General features: G+C 63.6%; 21 protein-coding genes. 10 read left to right on the top strand and 11 right to left on the bottom strand.

Annotated elements, in window-relative coordinates; translation table 11 throughout:
- Positions 1–158 precede the first annotated feature (158 nt).
- Together AC1DJB_RS22865 and AC1DJB_RS22860 are read left to right on the top strand one after the other, a co-directional pair.
- Entirely contained in the window at positions 159–884 is a 726-nt protein-coding gene (locus tag AC1DJB_RS22865; RefSeq protein ID WP_476910897.1) for a nuclear transport factor 2 family protein, read from the top strand.
- 208 nt (positions 885–1,092) lie between these two features.
- A complete protein-coding gene (locus AC1DJB_RS22860; protein ID WP_476910896.1) occupies positions 1,093–1,875 on the top strand; it encodes a cyclase family protein in 783 nt (260 codons plus the stop codon).
- Positions 1,876–1,988: 113 nt separating this feature from the next.
- Here AC1DJB_RS22860 and AC1DJB_RS22855 read toward each other — a convergent pair whose 3' ends face one another.
- From AC1DJB_RS22855 to AC1DJB_RS22830, 6 genes are all read right to left on the bottom strand, one after another.
- Positions 1,989–2,504 carry a MarR family winged helix-turn-helix transcriptional regulator gene (locus tag AC1DJB_RS22855; protein ID WP_476910895.1) on the bottom strand — a complete coding sequence of 172 codons (516 nt, stop codon included), beginning with the start codon at positions 2,502–2,504 and terminating at the stop codon, positions 1,989–1,991.
- Positions 2,505–2,571: 67 nt separating this feature from the next.
- Positions 2,572–3,495 carry an NAD(P)-dependent oxidoreductase gene (locus AC1DJB_RS22850; RefSeq protein ID WP_476910894.1) on the bottom strand — a complete coding sequence of 308 codons (924 nt, stop codon included), beginning with the start codon at positions 3,493–3,495 and terminating at the stop codon, positions 2,572–2,574.
- Positions 3,492–4,532: an NAD(P)-dependent oxidoreductase gene (locus AC1DJB_RS22845; protein WP_476910893.1), complete on the bottom strand. Its 1,041-nt coding sequence runs from the start codon at positions 4,530–4,532 to the stop codon at positions 3,492–3,494. The genes AC1DJB_RS22850 and AC1DJB_RS22845 overlap by 4 nt, the downstream gene beginning before the upstream one ends.
- 11 nt (positions 4,533–4,543) lie before the next feature.
- Positions 4,544–5,449, bottom strand: coding sequence for a cyclase family protein (locus AC1DJB_RS22840; protein WP_476910892.1), 906 nt, complete (start codon positions 5,447–5,449; stop codon positions 4,544–4,546).
- 121 nt (positions 5,450–5,570) lie between these two features.
- A complete protein-coding gene (locus AC1DJB_RS22835) occupies positions 5,571–6,407 on the bottom strand; it encodes an amidohydrolase family protein (protein WP_476910915.1) in 837 nt (278 codons plus the stop codon).
- A 52-nt stretch (positions 6,408–6,459) separates the two neighbouring features.
- On the bottom strand, positions 6,460–7,398 hold the full coding sequence (locus AC1DJB_RS22830) for an SDR family NAD(P)-dependent oxidoreductase (protein ID WP_476910891.1): 939 nt from the start codon (positions 7,396–7,398) through the stop codon (positions 6,460–6,462).
- A 598-nt stretch (positions 7,399–7,996) separates the two neighbouring features.
- On the opposite strand from AC1DJB_RS22830, the gene AC1DJB_RS22825 reads away from it, so the two are divergent.
- The 7 genes from AC1DJB_RS22825 to AC1DJB_RS22795 all read left to right on the top strand — a co-directional run bounded on the left by AC1DJB_RS22825 (position 7,997) and on the right by AC1DJB_RS22795 (position 14,924).
- A complete protein-coding gene (locus AC1DJB_RS22825; protein ID WP_476910890.1) occupies positions 7,997–8,491 on the top strand; it encodes a VOC family protein in 495 nt (164 codons plus the stop codon).
- 15 nt (positions 8,492–8,506) lie between these two features.
- Positions 8,507–9,274 carry an SDR family oxidoreductase gene (locus tag AC1DJB_RS22820; RefSeq protein WP_476910889.1) on the top strand — a complete coding sequence of 256 codons (768 nt, stop codon included), beginning with the start codon at positions 8,507–8,509 and terminating at the stop codon, positions 9,272–9,274.
- A gap of 22 nt (positions 9,275–9,296) precedes the next feature.
- The gene (locus AC1DJB_RS22815; RefSeq protein ID WP_476910888.1) at positions 9,297–10,337 is read left to right on the top strand and encodes an L-idonate 5-dehydrogenase; all 1,041 of its coding nucleotides are present in this window, start codon (positions 9,297–9,299) and stop codon (positions 10,335–10,337) included.
- 55 nt (positions 10,338–10,392) lie between these two features.
- Positions 10,393–10,848 (top strand): MaoC family dehydratase, encoded by a 456-nt coding sequence (locus AC1DJB_RS22810; protein ID WP_476910887.1) that lies wholly within the window; start codon positions 10,393–10,395, stop codon positions 10,846–10,848.
- A gap of 102 nt (positions 10,849–10,950) precedes the next feature.
- Positions 10,951–12,483: an o-succinylbenzoate--CoA ligase gene (gene menE, locus AC1DJB_RS22805; RefSeq protein WP_476910886.1), complete on the top strand. Its 1,533-nt coding sequence runs from the start codon at positions 10,951–10,953 to the stop codon at positions 12,481–12,483.
- 374 nt (positions 12,484–12,857) lie between these two features.
- On the top strand, positions 12,858–14,087 hold the full coding sequence (locus AC1DJB_RS22800) for a 4-hydroxybenzoate 3-monooxygenase (protein ID WP_476910885.1): 1,230 nt from the start codon (positions 12,858–12,860) through the stop codon (positions 14,085–14,087).
- 321 nt (positions 14,088–14,408) lie between these two features.
- Positions 14,409–14,924, top strand: coding sequence for an NAD(P)-dependent oxidoreductase (locus AC1DJB_RS22795; RefSeq protein ID WP_476910884.1), 516 nt, complete (start codon positions 14,409–14,411; stop codon positions 14,922–14,924).
- A gap of 464 nt (positions 14,925–15,388) precedes the next feature.
- On the opposite strand, the gene AC1DJB_RS22790 is transcribed toward AC1DJB_RS22795, so the two are convergent.
- From AC1DJB_RS22790 to mobF, 3 genes are all read right to left on the bottom strand, one after another.
- Positions 15,389–15,622 carry a hypothetical protein gene (locus AC1DJB_RS22790; RefSeq protein ID WP_476910883.1) on the bottom strand — a complete coding sequence of 78 codons (234 nt, stop codon included), beginning with the start codon at positions 15,620–15,622 and terminating at the stop codon, positions 15,389–15,391.
- Between the two features lie 532 nt (positions 15,623–16,154).
- Complete coding sequence (locus tag AC1DJB_RS22785) at positions 16,155–17,261, bottom strand: hypothetical protein (protein ID WP_476910882.1); 1,107 nt, start codon at positions 17,259–17,261, stop codon at positions 16,155–16,157.
- A 52-nt stretch (positions 17,262–17,313) separates the two neighbouring features.
- Entirely contained in the window at positions 17,314–21,927 is a 4,614-nt protein-coding gene (gene mobF, locus AC1DJB_RS22780) for a MobF family relaxase (protein WP_476910914.1), read from the bottom strand.
- Positions 21,928–22,364: 437 nt separating this feature from the next.
- On the opposite strand from mobF, the gene AC1DJB_RS22775 reads away from it, so the two are divergent.
- A complete protein-coding gene (locus tag AC1DJB_RS22775; protein ID WP_476910881.1) occupies positions 22,365–22,772 on the top strand; it encodes a hypothetical protein in 408 nt (135 codons plus the stop codon).
- A 93-nt stretch (positions 22,773–22,865) separates the two neighbouring features.
- Here AC1DJB_RS22775 and AC1DJB_RS22770 read toward each other — a convergent pair whose 3' ends face one another.
- Both AC1DJB_RS22770 and AC1DJB_RS22765 read right to left on the bottom strand, forming a co-directional pair.
- Positions 22,866–24,083 carry an IS30 family transposase gene (locus AC1DJB_RS22770; RefSeq protein WP_476910913.1) on the bottom strand — a complete coding sequence of 406 codons (1,218 nt, stop codon included), beginning with the start codon at positions 24,081–24,083 and terminating at the stop codon, positions 22,866–22,868.
- A gap of 731 nt (positions 24,084–24,814) precedes the next feature.
- Entirely contained in the window at positions 24,815–26,167 is a 1,353-nt protein-coding gene (locus tag AC1DJB_RS22765; protein WP_476910880.1) for a ParB/RepB/Spo0J family partition protein, read from the bottom strand.
- Positions 26,168–26,707 lie beyond the last annotated feature (540 nt).

Here is a 26,707-nt window from a genome sequence, read left to right as displayed (position 1 = left end):
GCTCCCAACAGGAGCCTCGGCTGGGGGCACTCGGGCCGCTGCACCAAGTGTTGCAGCGGCCGGAGTGATTTGTCGGCCGTGGATATGCCACGGCTGGCGTCACTCAGCTGGTTTTGCGTGTCTGAGTCATAATCACTCACAAACCGAAAGGATGCTCTATGAATGCCGAGGAACGACTGGACAAGTTGGAACTCGAACTGTTTCGCGTCCAGGCCATCAACAACATCCAGAACCTCATGGGCCGTTACACCGTGAATCACGCCCCTGCAACAATCCACCAGGCCATCAACTTCTTTGCACTTGAACTCCCCGACGTTTCGGCAGAAATTGGTGATCGGGGAGTCTTTGTAGGTGAGGCGGGACTGCGAGAACTTTTTGTCGGCAGGTTTCCCATGGAACCCGTAGGTAACCTTCTGGTTCATTATCTAGCCACGCCCATGATCCAGGTGGCGTCGGACGGAAAGAGCGCACGCGGGGTATGGCGGTCACCGGGCGTTGAAGCAGTACGGCCCGCAGACGGAGGCCAACCCGTAGCACTATGGTCATTCGGCGCCTATGCTGCAGACTTCGTCCACATCGGAGGCGAATGGAAGATCCATCACCTGCAGTGGTTCAGGACGATCAAGTCTTCATTTGCCGAGGGCTGGGTCAAGGACCTGTCGATGACCCATACGGGTCCGATCAGTGACAGCGCTAACGTCAGGCCTGTCACCTATCACAACCCATACACCCCGGAGTCGGTCCAGGAACCGGTGCCACCTTGCCCGCCCGCCTATGACACTCACAACGGATTTGGTTGGGCGACCACTCCTCAGCAGGCAGCCACCGTCGCGCAAGCCGGCCCCAGCCAGATAACCGAGAAAAGCCGCATGAACGACACCTAGGGGCTGCATCTTTCCACACGACCCCGAGCGCCGTTCCATAGAGGAGGGCAGGATCGCGGGTGTCCGTGGTTCTGTGATCGAGGGGTGACCGCGACTCGATACGGAAAGTCGTCGACTGCACGACTGGATCCGCCGATCAGGGCCTTCAGCGGAGCTAACCCGGCCCCGACCGGATTCAATGACTCGAACCTTCCCAGAGAGGGGAAATATGCCCACGGAAATCATCCAACTCAGCCATATCCTGGACCATAAAACTGTAAACGGCCCCGTGTCGGCTCCCTTCCGCCACAGCCTCCCGCACCCTCACACGCCGTTCGACCCGGAAGCCTCGCTCACCGAGGGAACACTCACATCCGCATCCGATGCTATCGGCATGGGCGACCATACGGGCACCCATGTGGACTCCCTGTCCCATGTGGCTGAGGGAGGGCTGCTCTGGGACGGTACCAACATCCGTGAAGCCGGAGTCCAAAGCGATCAGGCTGGCGTGCTGGCCAAAAGCCCGGAACTGCAGCCCATCGTCGCGCGGGGAGTGCTACTGGACTTTCCGGCCCTGCACGGGGCTGCCCTCGCAGCAGATACGCGTCTGGCTCCTGACGACTTGCAGGAATGCGCTTCCGCGCAGGGAGTCGAGCTTCAGGACGGCGACGCTGTGCTGCTGAGGACGGGATGGGACGAACTGTACGCACAGCCCGAACGGTTTCTCCGCCCACCCTTCCCTGGTCCCGAAATCGAAGCGGCAAAATTCCTTGGCAAGCTGAGGGCGAGTGTCGTCGGTTCGGACACCATGGCCTTTGAAGCCGCCCCCGCTGTTGTTCCCCTCGCCGTCCATGCCGAACTGATCGTCCGAAACGGCATACAGATCATGGAGATGCTGGACCTTCGGGAACTGGCCCGGCGCCGCATCTACACCTTCACGTTCGTCCTTGCGCCGCTACGGATCAGAGGCGGTACAGGCTCCCCGGTTAATCCGCTGGCACTTATTGATTGAGTGGACAAAGCACCTGATGGTGCGCTGGAGAGAGCGAATAACATTAGTGCCGCCTGCTGCTCGGTCAGCAGGCGGCACTAATGTTATTAAGGCCAGCACCGGGCGAGGAAAATTTAGGACACGGCTTCCAGGATCTGGCGGGCAGAGTCCCGCTCTTCCTTGGTGAAAGCCACCTTCCAAAGCAGTGAGCGAAGCGTCTCACTTTCTTCTGCAGTCAGGCTGTCAAGGGCTTCCGCCGTTGCACTGGCCACAGCGGACGCGGCGGCGGCATTGAGCTTTTCTCCCTTGGCCGTAGCGACGAGGACCTTCAAGCGGCGATCGCGAGGATCTGGCCGGCGCCGCACGAGCTTTTGGTTCTCCAGCTCGTCAATGAGCGGAACAATTTGGCTGGGGTCAAGGCTGAGGAAGTCCGCCAGTTCCCGTTGCGTGGGTTCCAGTCCCTGGCAGGCCAGCGACAGGACAGAGTAGGTGCGCACTCGCAGGCCGAACTCCGCAAGCGCTGCGTTTGCCTTGGCGGATCCCATGGCCCGTGCACGAGCTGCCAGAAACTCAACATTTGCGGCGAGATCAGAATTCAACAGTCTCGTAGCTTCACGGGCAGCTGGAGCATTATCGGGACCGGTGCTCATCTACGTCCTCCATAAGCCCCGACGGCGTCAGGGTCCATTCCGTTCGGATTCTTAATGCTTAATTCTCTCATGCAATGGACTTCTCGCTGACATAGGCGCGGGTCACGGAAATATCCTCATCGCCGTGACCGGCCTCGACGAGCTGCGTAAAGGCCTGCTGGAGGTAGCGCAGCTGTCCGGCGTCCACGGCAGCGCTGGACGCTGCGTCCTGGGCGGCGGCAAGATCCTTCACCATGAACTTGGCCATGCCTGAGGGTGTGTAGTCCTCCTCCGCGAAGCGCCGGGCCCGGGTTTCCAGGATCCGGCTCCCTGCGTAACCTCCTGAGAGCAGCTCCAGGAGCTTGGCGACGTCGATGCCGGAACGGTGCGCAATGACGGAGGCTTCCCCAATGGCCATCACTGTAGCGGCCACTATCAGCTGATTGCAGGCTTTGGCTACCGATCCTGCACCCAGGGGACCCAGCAGTATGGGCCTGCCGCAGGCCTGCAGAACGGGTGCGGCCCGGGCGTAGTCCTCCGGATCCCCACCGACCATGATGGACAGGTTACCGGCGATCGCACCTTCCTCCCCGCCGCTGACCGGCGCGTCGATGGTGCGCAGGAGGCCGCCGGTCAGTTCCTCAGCCCGGGCGGCAATCCGGCGTGCGTCCCCGGCAGAGATGGAGGAGCAGATGACCAGCGTGGCCGGTGTGCTGATACCGGCAGCGATGCCGTCGGGTCCATTGAGGACCTCAAGGATCTGCGGGGCGTCGCCAAGCATGAGAACGATGATCTCGCACTCCGACGCGAGTTCGCGGGGCGAACCGGCCCATGTGGCTCCCTGATTCAACAGACCCCGGACCCGTTCCTCGGACCGGTGATGGACAGTCACTGCCGCGCCTACCTTCAGGAGATTCCGGGCCATGGGGCCGCCCATGATGCCCACGCCGATGACGCCGACATGGCCAGTGAGGCCAATTGGGCTTGCCCTGCCGGTTTGATCGGCCGTCATGACCGGACGTTAGTCTGCTGGCGCGCCAGCCGTGACTGGAACTCGGGCTTGGTGAGGACATCGCGGTTAACGATGAACTGCGGCGCCTTGGAGCCAAGGGCGTCGATGATTGCGCGGACGGCGCTGCCGCCGTTACCCAGGGACATTTCATCGGTCCAGGCAATTGAGTGTGGCGTGAGGATCACGTTGTCCATATCGATCAATGCGCTGTCCATGTTGAGCGGTTCGGATTCGAAGACGTCCAGCGCTGCTCCGGCGATGGTGTTGTTCTTGAGTGCTTCGATGAGCGCTGCTTCGTCGACGATGGGGCCGCGTGAGACGTTCACCAGACGCGCGACCGGCTTCATCTGTGCCAGGAAATCACCGTTGATCAGGTGAAAGGTTTCGTCGGTGAGGACCGCCATGACGACGACGACGTCCGAGGCCGCCGCGACGTCCGAGAGTCCGGCCAGCTGCACACCTATGGCTTCGGCCCTTTCCGGCGGGCAGTAGGGGTCATAAGCAAGGATCTCGGTCCCGAAAGGTTTGAGGAGTTCGACGAGGTCTGTGGAGGTGTTTCCCAGGCCGATCAGCCCAACGGTGGTTCCGGTCAATCCGCGGCCCATCCACTCAGTGCGCCGGTTCCATTCGCCGCGGCGCAGCAGCCGGTCCTTGGCACTGAGGTTGTGCAGGCTGGCCAGAATCATGGTCAGCGCCGCGGTGGCGACGGGGCGGCGGGCACCGTCGGGGGTGATGGTGACCGCGACCGAGTTGGCGGTGCAGGCAGGAAGGTCCACGGCGTCGTAGCCGACTCCGAAGCGTGCCAGCACCAAGGGCGGCTCGGTGACGCCTGCGAAGGTGCTTTTGGTGACGGCAGGGGCTGCGAAGATGACCCCGGGCCGGCCCTCGATTTGTCCCGGCGTCAGTTCGGCGGTGTTCTCCTCCAGGTATTCCCATTCGATCCCGGCGGCGTCGAGGGCATCGAGTCCGATGTCCCCCCACACGTTGTTGCCATCGGCATCAAGGAAATCGCGGGACACTCCAACTGGTCTGTGCATGGTGGCTTCTCCTAGAAAATGGCGGCCGGGTTGACCGGTGACCCGGTGCCTGTGGGGATATTCAACGGGTTGACGGTGAAGAGGAATTCGTATCGGCCTTCTTCACGGCAGGCTTCCGACAGCGCTTCGAGGTGCAGGTTGTCCAGCAACGGCACGCCCATGGCGGTGATAGCAAGGATGTGGATCGGCGAGTGGATTCCCGGCGTGGGGGAAGGCCTGACGTCGCTGTCACCGTCGGACCCGAGCAGGCTGATGCCGCGCTCGGCGAGAAGGGGCATGGCTTCGGTGTGCAGGCCGGCGCTGGCATCCGAGGAATCCCAGGCTCCCAGCGCCTCGCGCCGCTTCATGTGCCCGGTGCGGACCAGCACGGCGTCGGCGGTGGAAATCTTCACGCCCAGCATTTCTTCGGCACGTAACAGGTCTTCCCGGTAGATCGGTTCGCCCGGTTCCAGCCAATCCACGTCCTTGACGACCGGCATGTCCAGCAACACGCCGCGGCCGATGAAGGGGCCAAGATCGGCGACCGTACCGAAGTGCGCTCCGCTGGTGTTAACGACGTGAGAGGCGTCATTGCCGTTGAACAGTTCACCGCGGTAGGCGATGTGGCTCAAGGCGTCCAGGTGGCTGACGGCCTTTCCGTGGTAATCCACGGCGATGAAGTCCTTGTTTGTCGACGGTTCGGGCGCTTCCTTGTCCCCAAGGTCGGTCATGTGGTGCAGTGCCGGCTTGTGGTTGTCAGGGCCAGGCACCGTGTTCCAGGGCAACGCAGTAGCAACGGTCCGGCCGGAGGCCACCAGGGAGCACGCCGCGGCGACGTGTTCGGGCAGAACCCTGTTGTACGCGCCCCGGCCTGCATCCGTCCACTTGCCCCAGTTAGAGAGGGTGGTGAACAGCTCATCGAACGCAGCCCGGTCCACGGGGTGCGTCTGTGCCGGGCGGCGGGCTGGTGTTGTGAGGGAAGGGGCGTTGTCTGGGCTTGGTGGGCAAACCACGATGTTCACCTTTCTGGTGGGTTAACAGGGCGTCGGCTGAGGCTGGTCAGCCGTTGAGTCCGAGCAGCTGGACGGCGTTGCCTTTGAGGATTTTCGGACGGACTTCGTCCTTCAAGTGCAGGTCAGCGAAGGCGCCCAGCCACTTCTGCGGGGTGATCAGCGGGAAGTCGGTGCCGAAAAGGACCTTGTCCTGCAGGTACGAGTTGGAGGCCTTGACCAGGGACTCGGGGAAGTACTTGGGCGACCAGCCGGAGAGGTCGATGAAGACGTTGGCCTTGTGCGTGGCGATCGAGTTCGCCTCGTCCTGCCACGGCACCGAGGGGTGGGCCATGATGATCTGCAGCCCGGGGAAGTCTGCGGCGACGGCGTCCAGGAGCAGCGGGTTGGAGTAGGCCAGCTTGATGCCGTAGCCGCCGGGCAGGCCGGCGCCCATGCCGTTCTGGCCGGTGTGGAAGATCGCGGGGAGGCGCAGTTCCTGCAGTGTTTCCCAGAGCGGGTAGAACTGTTCGTTGGAGGGGTCGAAGCCCTGCAGGGACGGGTGGAATTTGAAGCCCCGGGCGCCGAGCTCGATGGCCTGGTGCTTGGCTCCGGCGATGGCGTCCTCGCCGGTGCGCGGGTCCACGCTGCCGAAGGGGATCAGGACGTCGTTGTTTCGGGCGGCGCCGGCGATCAGCTCGGGGATGCTGTTGGGTTCGTGCTTGAGCTGGGTGCGGGCGTCCACGGTGAAGACGACGGCGGCCATGTTCAGTTCGCGGTACACCTCGGCGATGCGGTCCAGGGACGGGGTGCGGTCTTCGGCCTTGAAATACTTCGCGGAGGCCTCGGTGAGGGCGTCCGGGAGGGAGCCGTGGCCGCAGCTGTCCACCTCTAGGTGGACATGCATGTCGATCGCGCTGATGGCCTCAACGTCGATGCCGGGTTCGTAGCGGGACACCTCAGCGCGCTCCCGCGGTCTCGGTGGGCTGCAGCTCCAGCGGCAGGGGAAGGAACTTTTCGCCGATGCTTTGCTGGTGGGCGCCGATGGCCTCGGCTCCACGTTCCCGTAGCGCCTCGTAGCTCCAGCCGCCCTCGCGGTATTCGGTAACCGCCGGTTCAGGGTGCGTCCAGACCTGCAGCCGGTCCCCACCGACCCCGATGACCTGTCCAGTGATGGACGCGGATTCGTCTGAGGCGAGGTAGGCGATGATCCCGGCAACGTCGTCGGCCGTGCCAAATCCGAGGTCGTGGCGGAAGAATGCCGGCATAACCTCGCCCCGCTCCTCGGCCTCTACCGCTTTCTGGAAGTACGGAACGGTTTTTGTCATCGCGGTCGCGGCGACAGGGACGACGGTGTTGACGGTGACACCGGCTTTTTTCATCTCCAGCGCCCACGTGCGGACCATACCTACGATGCCTGCCTTGGCCGCGGCATAGTTGGTTTGTCCAAAGGTTCCACGCTGCCCGGTGGGCGAACCGATGGTGATGATCCTGCCGGGGATGTTGTTTTCTTTGAAGTACGAGAATGCCTCGCGGACGCATGTAAACGTGCCCTTGAGGTGAACGTTGATGACAACGTCGAAGTCTTCGTCTGTCATCTTCAGCAGGCTCTTGTCCCGCAGAATGCCCGCGTTGGTTACCAGGATGTCGAGCCGTCCAAACGCCTCCACTGCGCCGGCCACCAGGGCTTTCGCTGCCTCTGTGGTACCCACCGGTGCCACGACGGCGACGGCCTGTCCGCCGTCTTCCCGGATCTGACTGACAGCCGCTGCGGCGGTTTCGGCGTTCACATCGTTGACTACGACCGACGCTCCCTGGCGCGCGAGCTCCCGCGCATAGGCAAGGCCAAGGCCCTGTCCGCTGCCGGTGACGATTGCTACTTTCCCGTTCAAGCTCATGGCCCGCTCCCTTGCTTTCTCCATGGATTGGTTCTGTAACCACCCTCCATGAGAGGGCAGATCATTGAAAAAGTCAACCATTAGCTTCCTCATTAGAAACCCATTGACAATCTAAACAATTTGTTCTCTCATGGAGTTGTGAATTACAGGGGACAGGGAAGTCCGGGAAAACGGCTGCGGGTTCGGCAGTTGATGCAAGCCGTGGTCAATTCCTGTGCGCCTGTCGTCATTCCACGACCTGCCGGAGCGGACGGCCCTGGAAGCGGGCAGCGCTTGCTGGTGTTTGAACTGGCCGGCGGTCCGTACGCGCTAATCACCGCGGACTTTTGTGCAGATGAGTCTGATGAAGGCCCTCCCGTGTCTGGCCCGGCATCCGCGCCCCCACCATGTCGACCAGGAAGTTGAGAGCAGTGAATGGGAAACACCCTCCAGTTACGTCCACGGCAACCTCCTGGTCATTGACCGCGGCTTCACCCTCAGGCGGGGATAACCCGTAAGAGAAGGCGCACAGCTCGCCCGCTGCCCGTCAACAACGGTGCAAACCTTATTTCAAAGTTCACAACGTCCAACCATCCAACGATCGATGGAGATCCACCGCATGACATCCCCGACCGGCACAGCTGTTTCACTGCACCACGTCGCCCTTTACGTCAGCGACCTCGAAAAAACCCGGAAGTTCTACACCGAGGTCATCGGCATGGAGGAAGTTCCCCGCCCGGCCGACTTCGTGTTCCCCGGAGCGTACTTCCGGCTCGGCACCGCCGAAGTCCATGTCGTGGTCGAAACCGAACACGGCCGGACCGCGGCGCTGTCCCCGGACTGGTCCGCCGAGGAAGTCCGCACCGGATACAGCGTTCACTTCGCACTGAAAGTCGACTCACTCGATGACGTGCGGGAAAACCTGCGCCGCCACAGCGTGACGCCCGTCGGTGGCCCCCGCATCCGCGCCGACGACGTCGAGCAGATCTACGTCGCCGACCCTGACGGCTACTTCATCGAGTACATCTGCTGGCTGGATCCTGAAACCGCCGCCCGCAGGCGCACGGAACTGGAAGCATCCGGCGAAGCCGTTCCGGTCGCACCGGGCCACTAGAACCAGGGCAGCGACGTGACGCTCTTTGATCTGACCGGGCGGATTGCGCTCATCACCGGCAGCAGCCGGGGCATCGGCAACGCCATCGCCGCCGGCCTCGGCCGCGCCGGGGCGACCGTCATCCTCAACGGCATCGACAAGGCCCGGCTGGAAGCCGCCAGGGAAACACTGGAGCAGGAGTTGTGCCCGGGAAAGGTGCTGGCATCCGCCTTTGACGTCACCGACGCCGCCCAGGTCGAAGCGGCGATCCAGGATATCGAGTCCAACCACGGACCGGTGTCGATCCTGGTGAACAATGCCGGGATCCAGCGGCGTGTGCCGCTGTTGGACCTCGCCCCGGAGGACTGGGACCTGGTGCTGGCGACCAACCTCACCAGCGCCTTCCTGGTCGGCAGGGAGGCCGCCCGGTACATGACCGCCCGCGGGCAGGGCAAAATCATCAACATCTGCTCGATCCAATCCGAACTTGCGCGCCCCACGATCGGTGCCTACACCGCGTCCAAGGGTGGCCTGCGGAATCTCACCCGTGCCATGACCGCCGAATGGGCCGCCAGCGGAATCCAGATCAACGCGATCGCCCCGGGCTACATCCACACCCAGATGACCCAGCCTCTGGTCGATGACGAAGCCTTTAACTCATGGGTGCTCGGCCGGACCCCCTCAGCCCGCTGGGGAACCCCTGACGACCTCATCGGCCCCGCCGTATGGCTGGCCTCCGACGCTTCCAACTACGTCAACGGCCAAACCGTCTTCATCGACGGCGGAATGTCCGTCGTCGTCTAACCAACCCGAAGGACACCCCCTCGTGACCCCAATCCCCGGTGGCACCCGCGCCGTCGTCGCCCACTCCGCCGGAGACCTCCGTGTCGAACAGCGCCCCGTGGACCAGCCACGCCCCGACGAGGCAATCATCCGGATCGCCTACGGCGGCATCTGCGGCTCCGACCTGCACTACTGGACCCACGGGGCAGCCGGCGAATCAATTCTTCGCGACCCCATGGTCCTGGGCCATGAAGTCGTCGGGACCGTCGCCGTCGCCGCCCCTGACGGCAGCGGCCCTGAACCCGGCACAGCCATCGCCGTGCATCCTGCCACTCCAGGCGGAAACGGTGCACGGTTTCCGGCTGACCGGCCCAACCTCTCCCCAGCCTGCACCTACCTCGGAAGCGCAGCCACCCGGCCGCACCAGGACGGCGCCTTCACCGAATACGCAGTACTGCCGACCCGGATGCTCCGGGCGCTTCCCGCGACGATGCCCCTGCGTACCGCCGCGCTCATCGAGCCGGCAAGCGTCGCCTGGCACGCGGTCAGCCGGGCAGGCGACATCAAGGGTGCCAAGGCTCTGGTCATCGGCAGCGGCCCCATCGGCGCTCTCACCATCGCCGTCCTGAAACGGGCCGGCGCAGCCGAAATCATTGCCGTGGACCTTCACGAAAAGCCTCTGGACATAGCCCGGCAACTCGGAGCCACCCACACGATCAACGCCCGGGACGCGGAAGCCGTAGCGGCCGTGGAAGCCGACGTGACCATCGAATCCTCCGGAAGCCCCAAAGGGCTGGCCTCAGCGTTGCGCGGCACAGTGCGCGGCGGCCGGGTCATCATGCTTGGCCTGCTCCCGTCCGGGGACCAGCCGGTTCCCATCTCCCTGGCCATTACGCGCGAACTCGAACTTGTTGGCTCGTTCCGTTTCAACAATGAAATTGACGAGGTCATCGCAGCCCTTGCCGACGGCAGCCTACACGTCGAACCCGCTATCACCCACGAGTACCCGTTCGAACAAGCCGTGGAAGCGTTCACCGTCGCCAAAGACGCCAAAATTTCCGGGAAAGTCCTGCTCCGCTTCTAAAACCGTCCGGGCACCCTCAGCCATCCCCAGCTCACAATCCAAGTCAAGGAAACCCATGCCATCCACAGTTGTAGACTTCGACACCCTGCTGACACTCTCCGGTCGAGATCTCGGCGTCACCGATTACCGCGAAATCACCCAGCAGCAGGTCAACCTGTTCGCTGACGCGACCGATGACCACCAGTGGATCCACGTGGATCCTGAACGGGCCAAGGACGGGCCCTTCGGTGCACCCATTGCCCACGGCTTCCTCACCCTCTCCCTGATCATCCCGTTCTGGGGCGAGCTGTTCGACGTCGACGGAGTGACCACCAAGGTCAACTACGGGCTGGATAAGGTCCGCTTCACCTCCCCGGTTAAGGTCGGCTCCAAGGTCCGCATGAAGGGCGAGATCGCGGAGGTCACCGAGGTTAAGGGCGGCGCACAGATCAAGGTCAACGCCACCATCGAGATTGAAGGCCAGGAACGGCCCGCCGTCGTGGCCGAATTCCTCGCCCGCTTCTACAAGTAATCACAGGCAGCCGAGGGCCCTTGCGCGCCGGCCGCTGACCTGTCATCACCCCTTTGCACCAAAGGACGGTACCTTCATTGCAGAAAGGTACAAGGAGGAACCTTGCATAACTTCGGAGTCGGCTCATGGCTGCACCGGCGCATGCTAAAGAGCGGTACCAAACCGGCCCTGATCGCCGGTGACCGTAACGTCTCCTATGCCGAATTGACTGGGCGCGCAGACAAGCTCGCTAATGCGCTCCGGCTGCGGGGTGTCCGGCGCAGCGACCGCGTCGCCTACCTCGGTGAAAACGACCCCTCGTTCATAGAAACGTTCTTTGCCTGCGGCCTGCTCGGTGCTATCTTCGTCCCACTCAACACCCGGCTCGCCGCCCCGGAACTCAAATTCCAACTTGAAGACAGCGGCGCACGTGTCTTGGTCAATGCCAGCGAGTTGGAGACCCTTGCAGCGGCGGCCGCCACAGGCGCTGCCGTGAACCGGCGGATCGTCATCGGCGGCGATTCGGGAGCGGAGGCAGCCGGCGTCGAGGAATACGACATGGTATTGAAGCAGTCGCCCTCCAACTTCATCGACGAAAGCATTAACCTGTCGGATCCGGCCATGATCCTCTACACCTCCGGAACGACAGGATTTCCCAAGGGTGCGCTGCTCACTCACGGCAACGTCACCTGGAACTGCATGAACACCCTGGTCGATGTGGACTTGAACCGCAACGACGTCGCCCTAATGATCTCCCCGCTCTTCCATGCCGCCTCCCTGGACATGGGTCTTCTGCCCATGCTCCTGAAAGGCGGAACCGTGGTGCTCGAAGCCAAATTCGATCCGGGGCGCGCACTGACTCTGATCCAGGAACATAAGGTCACCACTCTCAACGGGGTGCCCACGACGTTCCAGATGCTCTGTGAACACCCGGCCTGGGCCAGCAGCGATATCAGCTCACTCGAAAAATTGACTTGTGGCGGCTCAGCCATTCCCACCCGGGTCATCGAGGCCTACGAGGCCAAGGGCATCGGCTTCACAAGCTGCTACGGCATGACCGAAGCCTCCCCCGGAGTCACCATGCTGCCCGTCGAACGTTCGAGCGAGAAGATCGGCTCTGCCGGCCTGCCGCACTTCTTCACCGACATGCGCATCGCCGACCCTCTCGGCGCACCCATGGCTCCGGGGGAAGTCGGTGAAATCCAGATCGCCGGTCCCAACGTCATTAGCCAGTACTGGAACCGGGCACAGGAAACACGAGACTCCTATGCCGAGGGCGGCTGGTTCCGAACAGGTGACATGGGCTACACCGATGACGAGGGGTTTCTCTTCGTATCCGACCGTCTCAAAGACATGATCATCTCCGGCGGTGAAAACATCTACCCTGCCGAAGTTGAAGCGGCGATCCTGGAACTGGACACCGTAGCCTCGGTGGCTGTGATAGGCGTTCCAGATGAAAAATGGGGTGAAGTGCCTAAAGCGATCATCACCCTCCACGCAGGCTCGACCCTGACCCAGGAAGAACTGCGTTCCCACCTTGAAGGCAAGCTCGCACGCTACAAGATCCCCAAGGCAGTCGTCTTCGTCGATGACATGCCCCGGACCGCAAGCGGCAAAATTAGGAAGAGGGACCTGCGCCAGCAGTTCTCCGCATAGCGCACCGCCCTGCAAAAGCCCCAACCCTGGGTTCCTGCTCAAAGAAGGTCACCTGTCGGAGTCCCGGCAGTGGAACAGATGGAACGGCTGAACCACACCAACAGAGGGAAATCGCGCGCATCACAGCAACTGGTGCTGGTACGGCTGGACCAGATTGATGAACGGGAGCTTAGGAAACTCCTGCTCAACTCATACCGACTTGCAGGAGGCCAACTCCCGGCACAACGTCAAACCATGAACAACTCCACGACCAGCTTCCGCTCGCGGTAATTCCGTTCAACGGAATACATATAAGGGCGATCACTCTCCCTAGCGAACACTGAAAACCAGACCACTCCGGCCTTTTATTGGCCCCGCAACGAAGCGAGACCGTCATGGCACGCAAAATTATTTCCACTCAAGTAGCCATCATGGGCGCCGGCCCGGGAGGCCTGATGCTCTCCCACCTGCTGGCAAAGGCAGGCATCGAGTCCACGGTGGTGGAGGTCCGCAGCCACGAGGAAATCTCGCACACGGTGCGCGCCGGGATCCTGGAACACGGGACCGTCAACCTGCTGGTGGACAGCGGAGTCTCGGACCGGGTGCTGCGTGACGGGGACCGCCATGACGGCATCGAACTGCGCTTCAACGGTGAAAGCCACCGCATCGACTTCAAGGACCTCGTGGGGGAATCCGTCTGGCTCTACCCGCAGACGGACGTGTTCCTGGACCTCGCCGCACGCAGGAAGGACGACGGCGGCGACGTCCGCTACAGTGTCACGGACACGTCGGTCCATGATCTTGAGGGCAAGCCGAAGGTCTGGTTCACCGATGCCGACGGCGTGGAGTTCGAGATCCAGGCCGACTTCCTGGTGGGTGCCGACGGCTCCCGAAGCCACTGCCGGTTCCAGATCCCCGAGGCCCACCGCAAGTGGTACTTCCACGAGTACCCCTTCGCCTGGTTCGGCATCCTGGCCGAAGCCCCGCGCAGTTCGGATGAGCTGATCTACGCCAACTCTGCCAACGGCTTCGCCCTCATCAGCCAGCGCACCGAGACGGTCCAGCGGATGTACTTCCAGTGCGACCCCAAGGAAAACGTGGCCGAGTGGGACGATGACAGGATCTGGGCCGAGTTCCGCAACCGGGTGAACGGCAACGGCTTTGAGCTCAAGGAAGGCCCGGTCATCGAGAAGATGGTGCTGCCGTTCCGGAGCTTCGTCCACACCCCCATGCGCCACGGCAACCTCTTCCTTGCCGGCGACGCCGCCCACACCGTGCCGCCCACGGGCGCCAAAGGCCTCAACCTGGCCATCAATGACGTCAAGGTCCTCTTCGAGGGACTGGACAGCCACTACAACTCCGGATCGGACCTGTTGCTGGAGACCTACAGCAGCCGTGCCCTGGACCGGGTGTGGAAGGCGCAGCAGTTCTCCTACTGGATGACCACCATGCTGCACACCGCTGCCGATGCGGACGATTTCTCCCGCGCACGCCAGCTCGGCGAACTGAATTCGGTCGTCTCCTCCCGCCACGGCATGGCCTACCTGGCCGAGGCCTACACGGGCTGGCCCGGCCGTGCCCAGGGACCTGCCGGCCGTTCCCATTGGCCAAGCACACCATCCTGATCCGCCCCATTTGTAACCAGCGATGGAAAACTCATGCAAACAATTCATACGATCAGCCTCCCCGATACTGATCTACTCGAATCCCTCTCACCGATCCCCGATGGCCTTCGGGCAGTTATCTGGGACCTGGAATCTGAACCGGTCGGAGCCGACCTGTCCCAAATAGATTCCGTCGTGCTCCCTACTTGAACGCCCCTGATGTTATGGGCGCCCTCAGTCAGGCCGAGAATCTGAAGTTCGTCCAGACACAGTCCACCGGCTACGACGGAGTCATCAGCGCTGCCGGACCCGCGGTTGCCGTCGCAACGGCATCAGGAGTGCGTGCTGCCAGCAACAGCGGAACTTGCCGTTGGTCTGGTACTGGCGAAACTGCGGGGAATCGACCAAGCCGCCAAGGACCGATTGACAAAACGCTGGCGCCCCGCGCGCCGCAAGTCGCTCGCTGACCGCAGAATATTGCTCGTGGGCGTCGGCGGCATCGGCCAGGAGATTGCCCGGCGGCTTGAACCCTTCGAAGTCCACATCACCCGCGTTGGCAGCAGCGAACGAACTGATGAGCACGGAAAAATATACGCGTCGGCCGCGCCTAAGCTGGCACCGATACATGACGTCCTCATCGCCGTCTTGCCACTGAACGAGCACACACACCACCTCCTGGGTGAAGAAGTCCTCGCCGCCTTGCCCAACGGCGCGCTTATCGTCAACGTAGGCAGAGGCGTAGTCGACACTGCTGCGCTGACCAAAGAAGTACTCTCCGGGCGCCTTCAATGTGCCCTGGACGGGATGTTAAGGACCCCGAACCGCTCCCCGAGGACCACCCACTATGGACAGCCCTAATGCCCTCATCACCCCCCACATCGGGGGCAACGCAGCCGCCTTCGAACCCAGAATCGTAGAACTCCTCAAAAGCGCAGCTGCAGGCTCTGGCAAAAGGTGAAGCCCCGGCAAACCTGGTGCAACGCGGCCACTTCTGACGCGCCCTCGACGTCCACATGCGTATTCACGGCCCCGCTTCTTGCCTTACCTGCACGATCTGCTCAAAGCGCGCCTACTCCCGGTCAGGCTGAACTACACCCCAACCTGACGTCAGATCGTCAGCTGAACCTTGTCAGGTTAGGGTCTGAAGTCCTTTTCATGAACAGTGGCTCAAGAAGGTCTTTGACCCTAACCTGACGCTTCCGATCTGAGCGCTACATATGGGTGTATGAGCGTCGACGTCCGACGGGACGGACCATCCTCGGAGGGGCCCTGTCTCAATTGTCCAAAGTTCTTTGGACAATTGGCCCTAAGCGTTCCGGTCCTCAGCTTCTGCCGACGATGAGTCGGTCCATTGGAGGCGGTACAGCGTTGGTGTCGTCGTCGATCGTATAGATGACCCTTGTGTCCTCGGTGAGCCGGTCGATGTCCTCCGTGGTGATTTGTATTGCCGCGGAGCGGTTGCGGAGTTGCTGGATGAGCTCGCCCAAGGGCCAGGTCAGCTGGTCGACGTAGGTGTAGTTTGAGCTTAATGAGCTCGATGATGTGTCCCAGGGCAATTGTGCACATCCGCTTTGCACAATTGCCTCCGGCCAATCCTATGCAGCAGCGAAAACCCGGGCTCAGATCCGCAACGGCAGCACACCAGACCGTGGCCTTCCGAAGTTCCAAGAGCGTAGCCTGAAGTCTCCAGCCTCACCATGTCGATCGCAAGGGAGCATCCGATGACCCTTCCACCGCAACACGAGCCTGAGCCTTTCCCGCCCGAACCAGGGCCGGCCCCTACACCGCCGGACCCGGCTGCACCGTTCCCGGCTCCTCCGCCCCCTGATCCGAATCCAGCGCCCGGTCCACTGCCGGTCCCTGACCCCGGACCGGTGCCGCCGCATCCCGATCCAACCCGCCGATCCTGACCATCCGCGATCATCCCCGGTACACCCGACGGGCCAAATACACCGAGGCCGGTCCCGGTCGGCGGCAGCCGCGAAACCGCGGCTCGCACGGCGCTAGTTGCGGTTCTAGAGCAGCGAACGCCGGCGTAGGGAAGGTGGGGTCTCCCCGAAGAATTGCCCGCCGTTCTCTCACCTGCGGCTACAGTTGAGGGCCGGTGAAGCCGGGGCGCTGGCCCGGGGTTTCCGGTGGGCGCCCGCGTTTTTTCAGGGACTGTTCTGCTTGCTGGAGGAGTTGCCGGATGGGTTCCGAAGCGGCCGGGTCGGCGCGTTGGCTGCGTTGGGCTTTGAGGTACCAGTCAAAGCGTTCCTTGATCGCGTCGATGGTCTTGGGCGAGTTGGTGCCCACGCCCAGGCCGACGGAGTGGTCCAGGGCCGGCCGCTGGCCGTCGGCTTCGGCCCGGATGGCTTTGAGTGCTTGGCTCTCCTTGCCCTGGTGCACTAGTCTTGTTTGAGAAGCAACAGCCGGCCCTCCGCCTCTTTGAGCGCCGACAGTTGGCTGAACCCCCGGACCTTGCTGCGGCAGATGGGGGTTGCTTCCTTTAACGGCCATTCCGGTCCGGGCATGGAGCACCGTAGTCACCGGTTCCAGAGGTTTGAACCAGATCCGTTCGGATCTGGCCAGCTGGTGGTAGAAACTCCAGGACGACAGGTCCGCTGCCCACAGCAGCTTCTCATCCCAGGGCGAGATTGATTCGATGACGACCGAGCGGTGCAGAAGCCCGGCGTTCCTCAGCCGGGAAAATACTGCATGGTCCTTGGCGTTGCCGCCGGGATAGGCGTCTTCCTTGAGCTGTTCGAACACCATCAGACGGGGAGGGTCATCCCTGCGGGAGCTGGTGGCAGCCCGCGCCAGGGTTGTGATGCATTCCTCACGGGCCGTCTGCAGGGCGTGGTCCCCGGTACTGATTTCCGTCTGCACGGTGACAATGCTGAAGTCCACGACCCGGGCGAGGTATTCGTTCAGTTCCAGGATCCGGGGCCGTAGCTCTTCCACCGGACCGAGTTTGCCGTTGTAGGCCTCGGTGGTGTGCCAGTAGTCCGCGCCGACGATGCGTTCGAGTTCTTTGCGGACGATGTCCAGGGAGTCTTTGGGGATCGTGACGCCGCTCATGGTGTAGAAGGGCCGCTCACCATAGCTGTTCCCGGGAGGGCGGAGGCTTTCGTCGACGAACACGACGGGACCGGGTGTGCGGGCGTAAAGGGTTTGCAGCCGTTCCTGTGCTGCCCGACCGCGAAGATTCCCCATGCTCTCCCTGCCCTGCTGGCCCTTGTCTGGCCATCAGGCCGGTCAGTTCAGCCTACAGGCGCGGACCGCGGCGTCCGGCGTCCGGTCCACCGGCCGTGGGACCGTCCTGATCCCGGCGACGCTGTTCCTTTTCCGCCTTGGCCTGCTCGGCGCGTTGCCGGCGGAGCCGTTCAACCGCGGAGGAACTGTCCGTGCCGGCTCCGGCAGCGCGCGAGGCGGCGAGACGTTCGGCAAAGTTTTCCGGCTGCTGGGCCGGGGCCTTGTCTGCTTCCTCGCTGCGTCGTCGGGCCGCGATGTCCTCCAGGGCTTCATTGACCGATTCGGGCCTCTCCCCTGCGCCGTGGCCGGCCTTCGCCTGGTTCTCGCGGACCTTGCGCGCCAGGGCGGCGATGCGCTCTGCGCGTTCCTGGGCGGGGCTCAGCTGCGCCTCGGCACCCCGTGTCGCCTGCAGGTGATCCACGACATGCTCGGCCGGCGTGGGGGTTTCCTTCACCAGGGCTTCGACCTGGGCGGCTTCGGCTATCAGCGCAGCGTCCGCGGAGGCGAGGGGCTCCTTTGCGGTCTGTGCACTGTATTTGTGCATGGCCGTGACCCGGACGGTCAGCTCGGCCCCGGTCCCCTTCTCCTGATGGCCGGCCGGGACAGGCAGTGTCTCACTGGCCGGGACACGATAGGTGTCCCGGTAAGTGGAGATTTCCACGGCGAGCTGGCGCCACTGTTCCTGCCGGTCCGGGTCCGACGGTACCGGTCCAAGCGCTGCTGCCCAGGCCGGGGGTTCGGCCGCGAGCTGGGCGCCCAGTCGGGTGGCTTCATGGGCCATGAGCTCACGCCGTGCGGCGAGTTCCTTCCGCCACAGTGCCGGGGTGTCCTGGTGGTCCAGGACATCGGCAGGCGCCATCCAGCTCGGCAGTCCGTCGGCGGGGGTCAAATGTCCCACAGCTTGTGGGAGATTTCGACGGAGTTCGATTTCGGCGCGGATCCGGCGATGCACAAGCCCCGCCACCCGGACCCGGGGCGTGTTTTCCTGCCTGCGGTGGTTGGAGATCGGGCCGCGTTCGTAGGCTTCATCGGCCCGGACCTCAGGGTTCATCAGATCGCGCAGTGCCTGTTCCTTCTGCAGGGAGGAGGCAAGCCAGCGGGCCTTGCGCGCGGCGGCCGGGTCGTTGATCGTCGTATCGGTGCGCAGCTGCTGAGCCGCGTCGCTGATCCGGGCTGCTAGGTCCTCGTCGCTGAGGTGCCCGTGCAGGCGCCGCTGCCACGGCGTTTCCTTGCGTTCGGCCAGCCAGCCGCGCAGCAACGTCTTCCGGTCGGGCTGTTCCATGTCCGGGGTCCGGGATGCTTCGGCTTTGGCGCGCATGAACTCGCGGACGGCGCGCTGCTCGAGGCGTTCCAGTGCTTCGTCGCTCATGGATTCCAGGGGCCGGCGGCCCGGGTCCTGGGCGCGCTGCCGCCACCGGGTGAGGCGGTCTTCGACGCGCCAGGCCAGCACCGCTCCGGGATCGTCGGAGGCGTCGAAGTCGCCTTCGTTGACGCTGTCCGTGAGCAGGTTGGCGATGTTGAAGCCGTCGTTCTCTGCCTGGCGCAGGTGCGTGGCCACGGCCCCCCAGGCGGTGGACTGGGTGAACGGGCCCGCGGCGCCTTCGCCCAGGACGCGGGCGGCGAGGTTGGCCATGCGCCGCTCGTTGGCCTGGTCGTCGATGTCCCGGTACGCGGCGGACATGTCCGGCAGGGAGCGGGCCTGGGCGCGGGCGGCGTCCATCTGTTCGTGCGCGGTCAGGTTGGAATCGTGGTTCGCGGCCACATTGGTGAGGACGTCCTCGAGGGTTTCGCCGTCGGCCACGACACCGTAGAGCTTGTTGGACTCCCGTCCCCGGGACGCGGCGACGTAGGCCAGGGACCGGGACAGGCCGGAGCTAATGAGGGCGTGCGTGGTGTCGCACGTGACGCCCTGGGTGCGGTGGATCGTCGCGGCGTACCCGAGCATGGTGTGGACGCGCACATACCCGGCCGGGAGGGTGAGCGTGCCCTGGTGGCCGTGGTGTTTGACCGTCAGCGAACCGTCCTTGTGGGCCTTCACGACGTCCCAGACGTCGTTGTTCTTCACGAAGTCTTTGCCCCGGTTGGTGGAGAGCCGGCGGTTGTTCTCCCGGGTGACCACAATGTCCCCGGCGCGGGCGGTGAGGCCGTCGCGCAGCATCGCGGCCGGCTCCTTCGCGTCCAGTTCACCGGTGGCGATCTTGTAGGCCTGGGCGCGGGCGTTCAGCTCGGTGACGGTGGCATTGTCGAACGCCATCATGATCGAGTGCTTGTCCGCGTTCGTGTCTTTCTGCCACGCCTCGAACACCAGGGTGGTCATGGTGTCGGCGTCACCGCCGACGACGCGGCGGTTCTCCCGATAGAACGCCCACGGGTCATCCACACCGGTTGCCGGGGGTTCGCGCAACGCCAGGGTCGCAGCTGCTTCGGCATCGTTCGCGGACCCGTCCGCGTTGCGGAAGCGGTGCAGGTCTTCCAGGTACACGGCGCCGACGGTGTTCTTCAAAAGGCGCAGCGCACCACCGGATGCGACGGCCGAAAGCTGCTGGTCATCGCCCAGGGCACGGACCACGGCACCATGCTGGTCCGCGATCGTCACTGCCGCCGCGAACAGCTGAGTGCCGACCATGCCGGCCTCGTCAATGATGATCACGTCCCCGGGTTTCGGGGTGGTCTTCTCATCGGCCCGTCCACTGCTGTGGGCGAGCACGAAGGAGTCAATCGTCGTCGCCGTCGCGCCCAGTTCGACACCCATCACGGCGGCTGCGACGGCTGTCGGTGCGAGACCGAACACCCTGCCACCGGCGGCGCGGACGGTGTCCGCTGCGAGCTTGAGCGCGGTGGTCTTGCCGGCACCGGCAGGGCCGACACCGACCATCAACAGCCGGTCGCTGGTGGCGAACTCTTGGGCCATGCGCAGCTGGCCGGCATCGAACTTCTTGTCCTGCCTGGCCAGCGCAGCGTCGAAGGATTCGACGGTGGCCGCGGGGATGACGACGCGCTGCGCGGCGGTCAGAAGGCGGTCTTCGCTGTGCAGGATCCCGGCCGAGGTGTAGAGCGTGGAGTTGACCCGCCCGTACTTGGATGCGCCGTTGGCCAGGCGCAGCTCCTTCAGTTCCGGGACCGGGGTTTCGGGGGTGATGCGCAGCGAGTACTGGTCGATCGCACGGGCCTTGACCTGCTCCAGCAGGGCATCAGGGATGGGCAATTCGCCCAGGCGGGAACCGAGCCGGCGCAGCGCCTCGGCCTCGATGTGGTGTTCTCCCCACACTCCCCTGTCGCGTTCCAGGCGTTCGATGATCGCGGCCGCTTCCACGGCCGGGTTGAGTTCATCAGCGTGCGAGACAAGCCAGGCTGGCTTGTCCTGCTCGGCTGCATCGCGGGCGTCGTGACGGTGCGCGCGGGCGTGTTCCAGCGCTTGGGGGCCGACCTTCACGCCGGGGATGGATCCAAGGTCCTGTAACCATTCCTCGACCAGGACGGAGAGCTGTCGGGCTTCCTTTTTGGACGGCCTGGTGTCCAGGGTGGCCTGCTGGGCGAGGGCGATCAGCTGCTTCTTGTTTGGCGCGTAGCCGTGCTTGTCGATGAACTCTCGGCTGAGTTCATCCAGCACCGGTTTGATGCCTTCGCGGCGGGTAGAGGTTGCTTCGATGGCGGCGACGTCGACGCCTGCGATCTCGATCACCGGCCGGTCCCCGGCAACTTTGCGTTCGGTCAGGCCGAGGCCCAGGCGTGCGCAGATCTTCTCCATGACCAGCCGGTTGTACTTCTCGGATGCGGCGACGTTGAACTGGTACAGGTGACGGGCGTCCAGGCTGGACCATTTGCCGTCCACCCCCAGGACCTTGTTGGAGACCACGATGTGATCGTGGAGCTGTGGATCCCCGGTGCGGGAGTCGTAGTGCCGGAACTTCGTGTAGATCAGTCCTCCGTCGACGTCTTCCTGGCGGACGCCGTTGCGTCCTCGGCGTGTGAACGTCGCGTCCTTTTCGAGGAAGGTCATGGTCTCGGCGATGGCCTCGTTGTGGGCCGCTTCGATCTCTTTGCGGGCTTCCTCACCCCCTGTTGCCCACAGCACGGAAGCGGATTTCGCGGGCGCGAACACGAGGTCGAAACCGGCCACTGCCTGGGAGCCGGGCGTGGTCTGGGCGGTGACGAACCGGCCCAGTTCTTCCTTGTCCTTGGCGTTGCGGCCGTTGAGTTCACGGAAGTACCGGGCGCCTTCCTTCATCCGGATCTTCCGCCGCGTGTCCGCGTCAGGATCGGCATGGTTCATGCGCTTGTAGTCGCCCATCGCGACGTTGATGCGCCCCTGCAGTTCGTGGTCTTTCTGGGAGAACTGTTTGTAGCGGGCACCAAGACGGACGTCGGTTTTCGGGTCGGCGTCGAGCATTGCTTCGGCGTTCGGGTGGATTCCTTCGCCGTACAGTGCGGCCATCTGCGCTTCGTTGACCTCTCCGGAAACGCCCAGATGGGCGGCCCCTCCCCCGCCCCACTGACCCGGAGGGTTGCCGTCGACCGTGTAGTAATCGCCCAGCTGGCGGTCTGCCGTGCGCAGCTCATCGGCGGAGGCGACTTCACGTGTGTAGTACGTGTATCCGTCGCCGGCACTGAGTTTGTGCACGGTCATCACGGGCCCCAGCATACCCGCCAGGGTGCCTCTCTCATCGATGATGCATGAGGTGTGACAGATTGTGGCGTTTTTTGGTCTGTGGAAGTGGCGCGACGAAGAATGAGGCAGCTCAATGGAACAGGGTGAAAAACGGTAGGATCGGGCCATCAAGTTTTTGATGCGGTTCTGCACATGAGAATGGGCGGTGGGTAACACGCTTTTCCGTTATCCACGGTCCGTTCGATTGTGTAGAACCGCCCCGCCCGTGTTATCCCCAGGTGGGCAGCGGAGAGACGTGTGTTATCTCGGAGCCGTCCACCTGGGGAAAACACGGGCACTACCAGCCCGAGCGTAAGCGAGGACCGAAGCGGCGCACGCCGCCGGCCGTGACTCTGACCCGGCGCTAGCCGTTAGGTCTGGGGCGCGGCTAACCCAAGGGGAAGGGACCCATACCGATGGCAGCACCACGGAAGTCTGCACAGCAGTTGGCGGCCCGCGAGAAGGCTCGCGCCAGGGCCAAGGAGCTGACGGAACGTCACGAGCGGCTGATTGAGATGGCCGCGGAGTTCTTCGAGCAGCAGGAGCAAGCCGAGCTGTTGCGTACGGAGGCAAAGATGAAAGCAGAAGCCATCCTGGCGAAGGCTGAAGCTGACGCGCAGAGCGCCGTTCACGCCGCAGCTGGAACAGTCAAGGCGATGCTGGATGCGGGGGAAGCCAGGTCCGCCGTCGCGGCCCGGCTTGGCCTGAGCGGTGCCGAAGTGAAGCGGATGATTGACCTGGTCACGGAGCGTCCGGAACCTGCGGAACCGGACGGGGTGCAGGGACCGGAGGTTACAGAGCCGGGTGACGTGGAGGCCGCGTAGCTAGCCGTCACCGTCCCATTTTGGACGCATGGTGCTTAAACAGAAAGGGCCGGCTCAGTCTTGGTTTCTAGGGGTCGTTGCAACACCTGTTGGTTAGGTGGTTAGTAGTAGATCACGTAAACGCTCGGCTGGAGTATTCCAGCCGAGCGTTTTGCGTGGTCGGCCGTTGAGTTCCTGGGCGACGTGCTCGAGGTCTTCAGGTCCGAAGACTGACAGATCGGTGCCTTTGGGGAAGTACTGGCGTAGCAGCCCGTTGGTGTTCTCATTCGATCCGCGCTGCCAGGGACTTGCCGGGTCGCAGAAATAGACAGGCATGTCCGTGGCCATGCTGAAGGAGCGGTGGGCGGCCATTTCAGCGCCCTGGTCCCAGGTCAGCGAGCCGCGCAGATGCGCCGGCAAGGTGGCCATCGTCTTGACGAGGCCGTCGCGGACAGTTTCTGCGGTGTGATCGTTAGGGAGATGGACGAGCATCACGTAACGGGTGGTGCGTTCGACCAGGGTCCCGATCGCTGACTGGTTGTAGGCGCCGGTGATGAGATCCCCTTCCCAATGGCCGGGCACGGCGCGGTCCTCGATCTCGGGTGGGCGCTCGGAGATCATGACCATCGGGTCCACGAACCGCGGGGTGCGCTGCTCGCCGGTGCGGTGCGGCTTGCGGCGGGTCCTGCCGGTGCGCAGCGCCGCCTGTATCTCGCGTTTAAGTCCACCGCGGGCTTGAACGTAGAGGGCTTGGTAGATCGTCTCTGGGCTCACGCGCATCTCCGGGTCGTGGGGGAACTCTTCGACCAGCGTGTGGCTGATCTGCTCCGGAGACCAGCGTAGGAGCAGTTTGTCCTTCACATAGCGCCGCAACGGACCATCTTCAGCGAGCTTGGCCGTCTTGGGCCGTGCCCGCCGGGCGGCAGCCATCCGGTGCGCCCCGTGCGGCAGGTATCCCAGCCGGGGATCGGAATTGCGGTCCAGCTCGCGGCTGATCGTCGAGGGCGAACGGCCAAGCGCATGGGCGATGGCCCTGATTGAGGAACCCGCCGCGTGCAGGTCCCGGATCAGCTCCCGTTCCTGGACGGTCAGGAACCGCGGATCGATGGGTTTCTCCAGCGCCGATACCGGTACGGGAACCCGGATCGTTCCGGTCGTGCCGACGGGAGGGGTCAGGGTGGTCACCCCACGTTTGTAGTCGACGATCCGGCCGTCGGGGTAAATGCGTCGCCCGTTGGATTTCCGGATTCCGTGGTCCCACTCTTCGGCGGTCCGGAGATGGATCCCGACCGCTGCGGCAGCTGTCCGCCGACTCGCCCCGGTTTTGCGCAGCCGGAAGTACTCGTCCCGGCCCGGGTGAGGGCCTGTCCCCGATTTGCCGTGGCTTTTCAGTCCGGCTTTGCGCACCCAGCCGGCGCACGTGTCGGGGCTCAGCCCGAGTTCTCTTGCAGCCTGCCTCGTGCTCTTGAGGCGGTCGAACACGAGGAAGAACTCTTCTTTCTGCGCAGGCGTGTATTTCCTCTGCCCAGGCAGCCGCTCCCGTGGGACCCGCTCAGGGAGCCGGGATTTGTGGACCCACTGGTAGCACGTCATCAGATTGAATCCGAGTTCCCCCGCGGCCGCGCTCACACTCCCAAAGCGGTCCAACACCGAAAAGAACTGAGCCTTCTGTTCCGGCGTGTATTTCCTGCGCCCGCCTGTTTTCTCCGTTAAAGACGACACGGTCGTTGCAACTCCCAAAAAATCTGGGTGTTGCAACGACCGCTAGAACCCGCCAGTTGAGCCGGCCTTTTCTGTTCCTCGGCAAAAGGAAAATCTACGGTTAGCTTAGCTGACGATCGGTGGCGGGGCGCAACTCATCGGTGAGCATCGTTGTTCCTGGTTGCGCGGCTGGGGGTGCTGGATCGGGTGGCCGTGTTGAATGGCGGTCCGCCGCTGGTGAGTGGCTGCTGTGGTTCGCCCTGGGCGGCGGACCGCCCGAAGTTTGGGAGGTTCCCTGTCCCCCCGCGGTGAGTGGGCGGGGCCGTGCCGGGCGGTGGGGGTTCCGCCCGGCACAGCCGGTCTTACTCCGCCGTTTCTTCCTCGGTGGGCTGGGCGCTGTCGAGGATGATCTGCTCAACTTCCGACGGCGTGTATCCCCAAGTGATCAGCTGGTTCAGGTAGTCACGGTGTGTCTGGGACGGGGACCGCCACGAGTCCTTGGCGATCGTCTTCTCGTACCCTGCACAGACCAGCGCGATCAGAGAGAACTCGGGCCGCGTTGTCGACTGGGCGACGTGGTCCCGGAGCGGGTTCCACGCCCAGCGGTCGCTGTCTTCGAACTTGGCTCCGATCATTTCGGCGGCCACCTTGCCGTCGTAGCCGCTGGCGGTTTCGGGGTGGTGGGTGATCGCGTGGACGGTGAAGTACTGCCATCCCTTCGGCGCGGTCTTGCGGGCGATCAGGGTCTTGACCCAGTCGCGGCGCACAGTCGTTGCCGATTCCATGGCCTTGTTGTTGGCAATCAGGGTTTTCCGCTCGGCCTTCTGCTCATCGGTCATCGGGCCTTTCTGGGCCTGAGTGCCGCCGTCGTAGCGTTCGTACTTCGGAGTGAAGCCCAGTTCCTTCCAGCCGGTGATGACGGGCTTCGCGTTGTGCTGGCCCCGGTAGTCGGTGCTGACCACGTAGGCGTTGGCGTCCTCCCCGGTGGCCGGTTCTCCATCTGCCCGGTTTGCCGCTGAGACGTAAAGGTTCTCCTCGTCGGCGTAGTTCCCGGCGTCCTCCACAATGGTCTTGCCTTGGGCTTCCAGTCCCGCGATCAGCGCCGCGAGGGCGGCGGCCCGCTCGCGGTCGTCGCGCAACTGCTGGGCTACGTGGAACAACTGCTCGGGTTCATCCATGATGACCGACTCCAACTCAGCGATGGCTTCCTCATCCGACTCAAACTCGGCGAGGATCAAAGCTTCCTCGATGGTGCATCCCTTGCCCAGGGCGGTGGCTCCGGCCTCGGATGCCTTGGCCTTCAACGCTCCCTCGACGGTGGTCTTGGTCCGGCCTGTTTTCTTGGCGATCGCGGCCGCGGACACGCCGATGAGGGAGAGCTGGTGGTACGCGTCGGCCTCGTCAGCGTCGGAGAGCTCCGTACGCTGGATGTTCTCGACCACCTGCGTGACGATGCGTTCGGCTTCCTCGGGACTGTCGATGATCATGACCGGAATGCTGTCCCGTCCGGCTTCTACAGCGGCGCGGGTACGGCGCTGGCCCATCAGCACGTGAACGGTGCCGTCGTCCTTGCGGTGGGCGATCACCGGTTCCATCACACCGTGTTCCTTGATGCTGGCGATGAAGTCAGCGGTCAGGGCGGCGTCCTTGCGGACGTTGACCTCGACGGTCAGCGTGGCGGGGTCGATCATTTCGAGCGTAGGCGTGGTGTTCATGGTGTTGCTCCTTCTTTGCCGAGAAGTCGGGTGAGCGGGGCGGATCAGGTGACCGGCCAGCTTCCCCTCTCCCCCGTTGTTTTTTGGTTGCTGGCAAGCTTGCTTGCTCGGCGGCCGACGGAGCCGTGCCTACCCTTGGGCAAGGTGTGGGAAATTCCCGGAGGAAATAAGCGACGAAGGAGCGCCGSAGGGAAATTCCTGCGCCGCAGGCCCCGACGAAGGAGGGGCTAGACAGGGTGGAGCGGACGCCTAGAATCCGAAGGACAGCAACCAGAAAACGTCGTAGACAAACAGGTGATGACGGGCAGGAGCTCTGCGACGGACCGTCATCCCCCAACAGCCGGCCACGGAGCTTGCGGAGTGGACGCCCGAAAAGGGTGCGAGCCCAGGATTATCTACACTCGGAATAGTTGCGCCGTCGCTGGAGTCCTGTGATGACGGGCTTTCAGCCGACCCGAGGACAGCTCCAGAATCTGAGGGACCTGTGTGACGAGCGTCGTTCCTCCGCCCCATCATCTAAGCTTTCATACCTGCTGGTTG

The sequence above is a fragment of the Arthrobacter sp. 01T428 genome (assembly GCF_056398685.1).
This window is presented reverse-complemented; position numbering and strand designations above follow the sequence as displayed.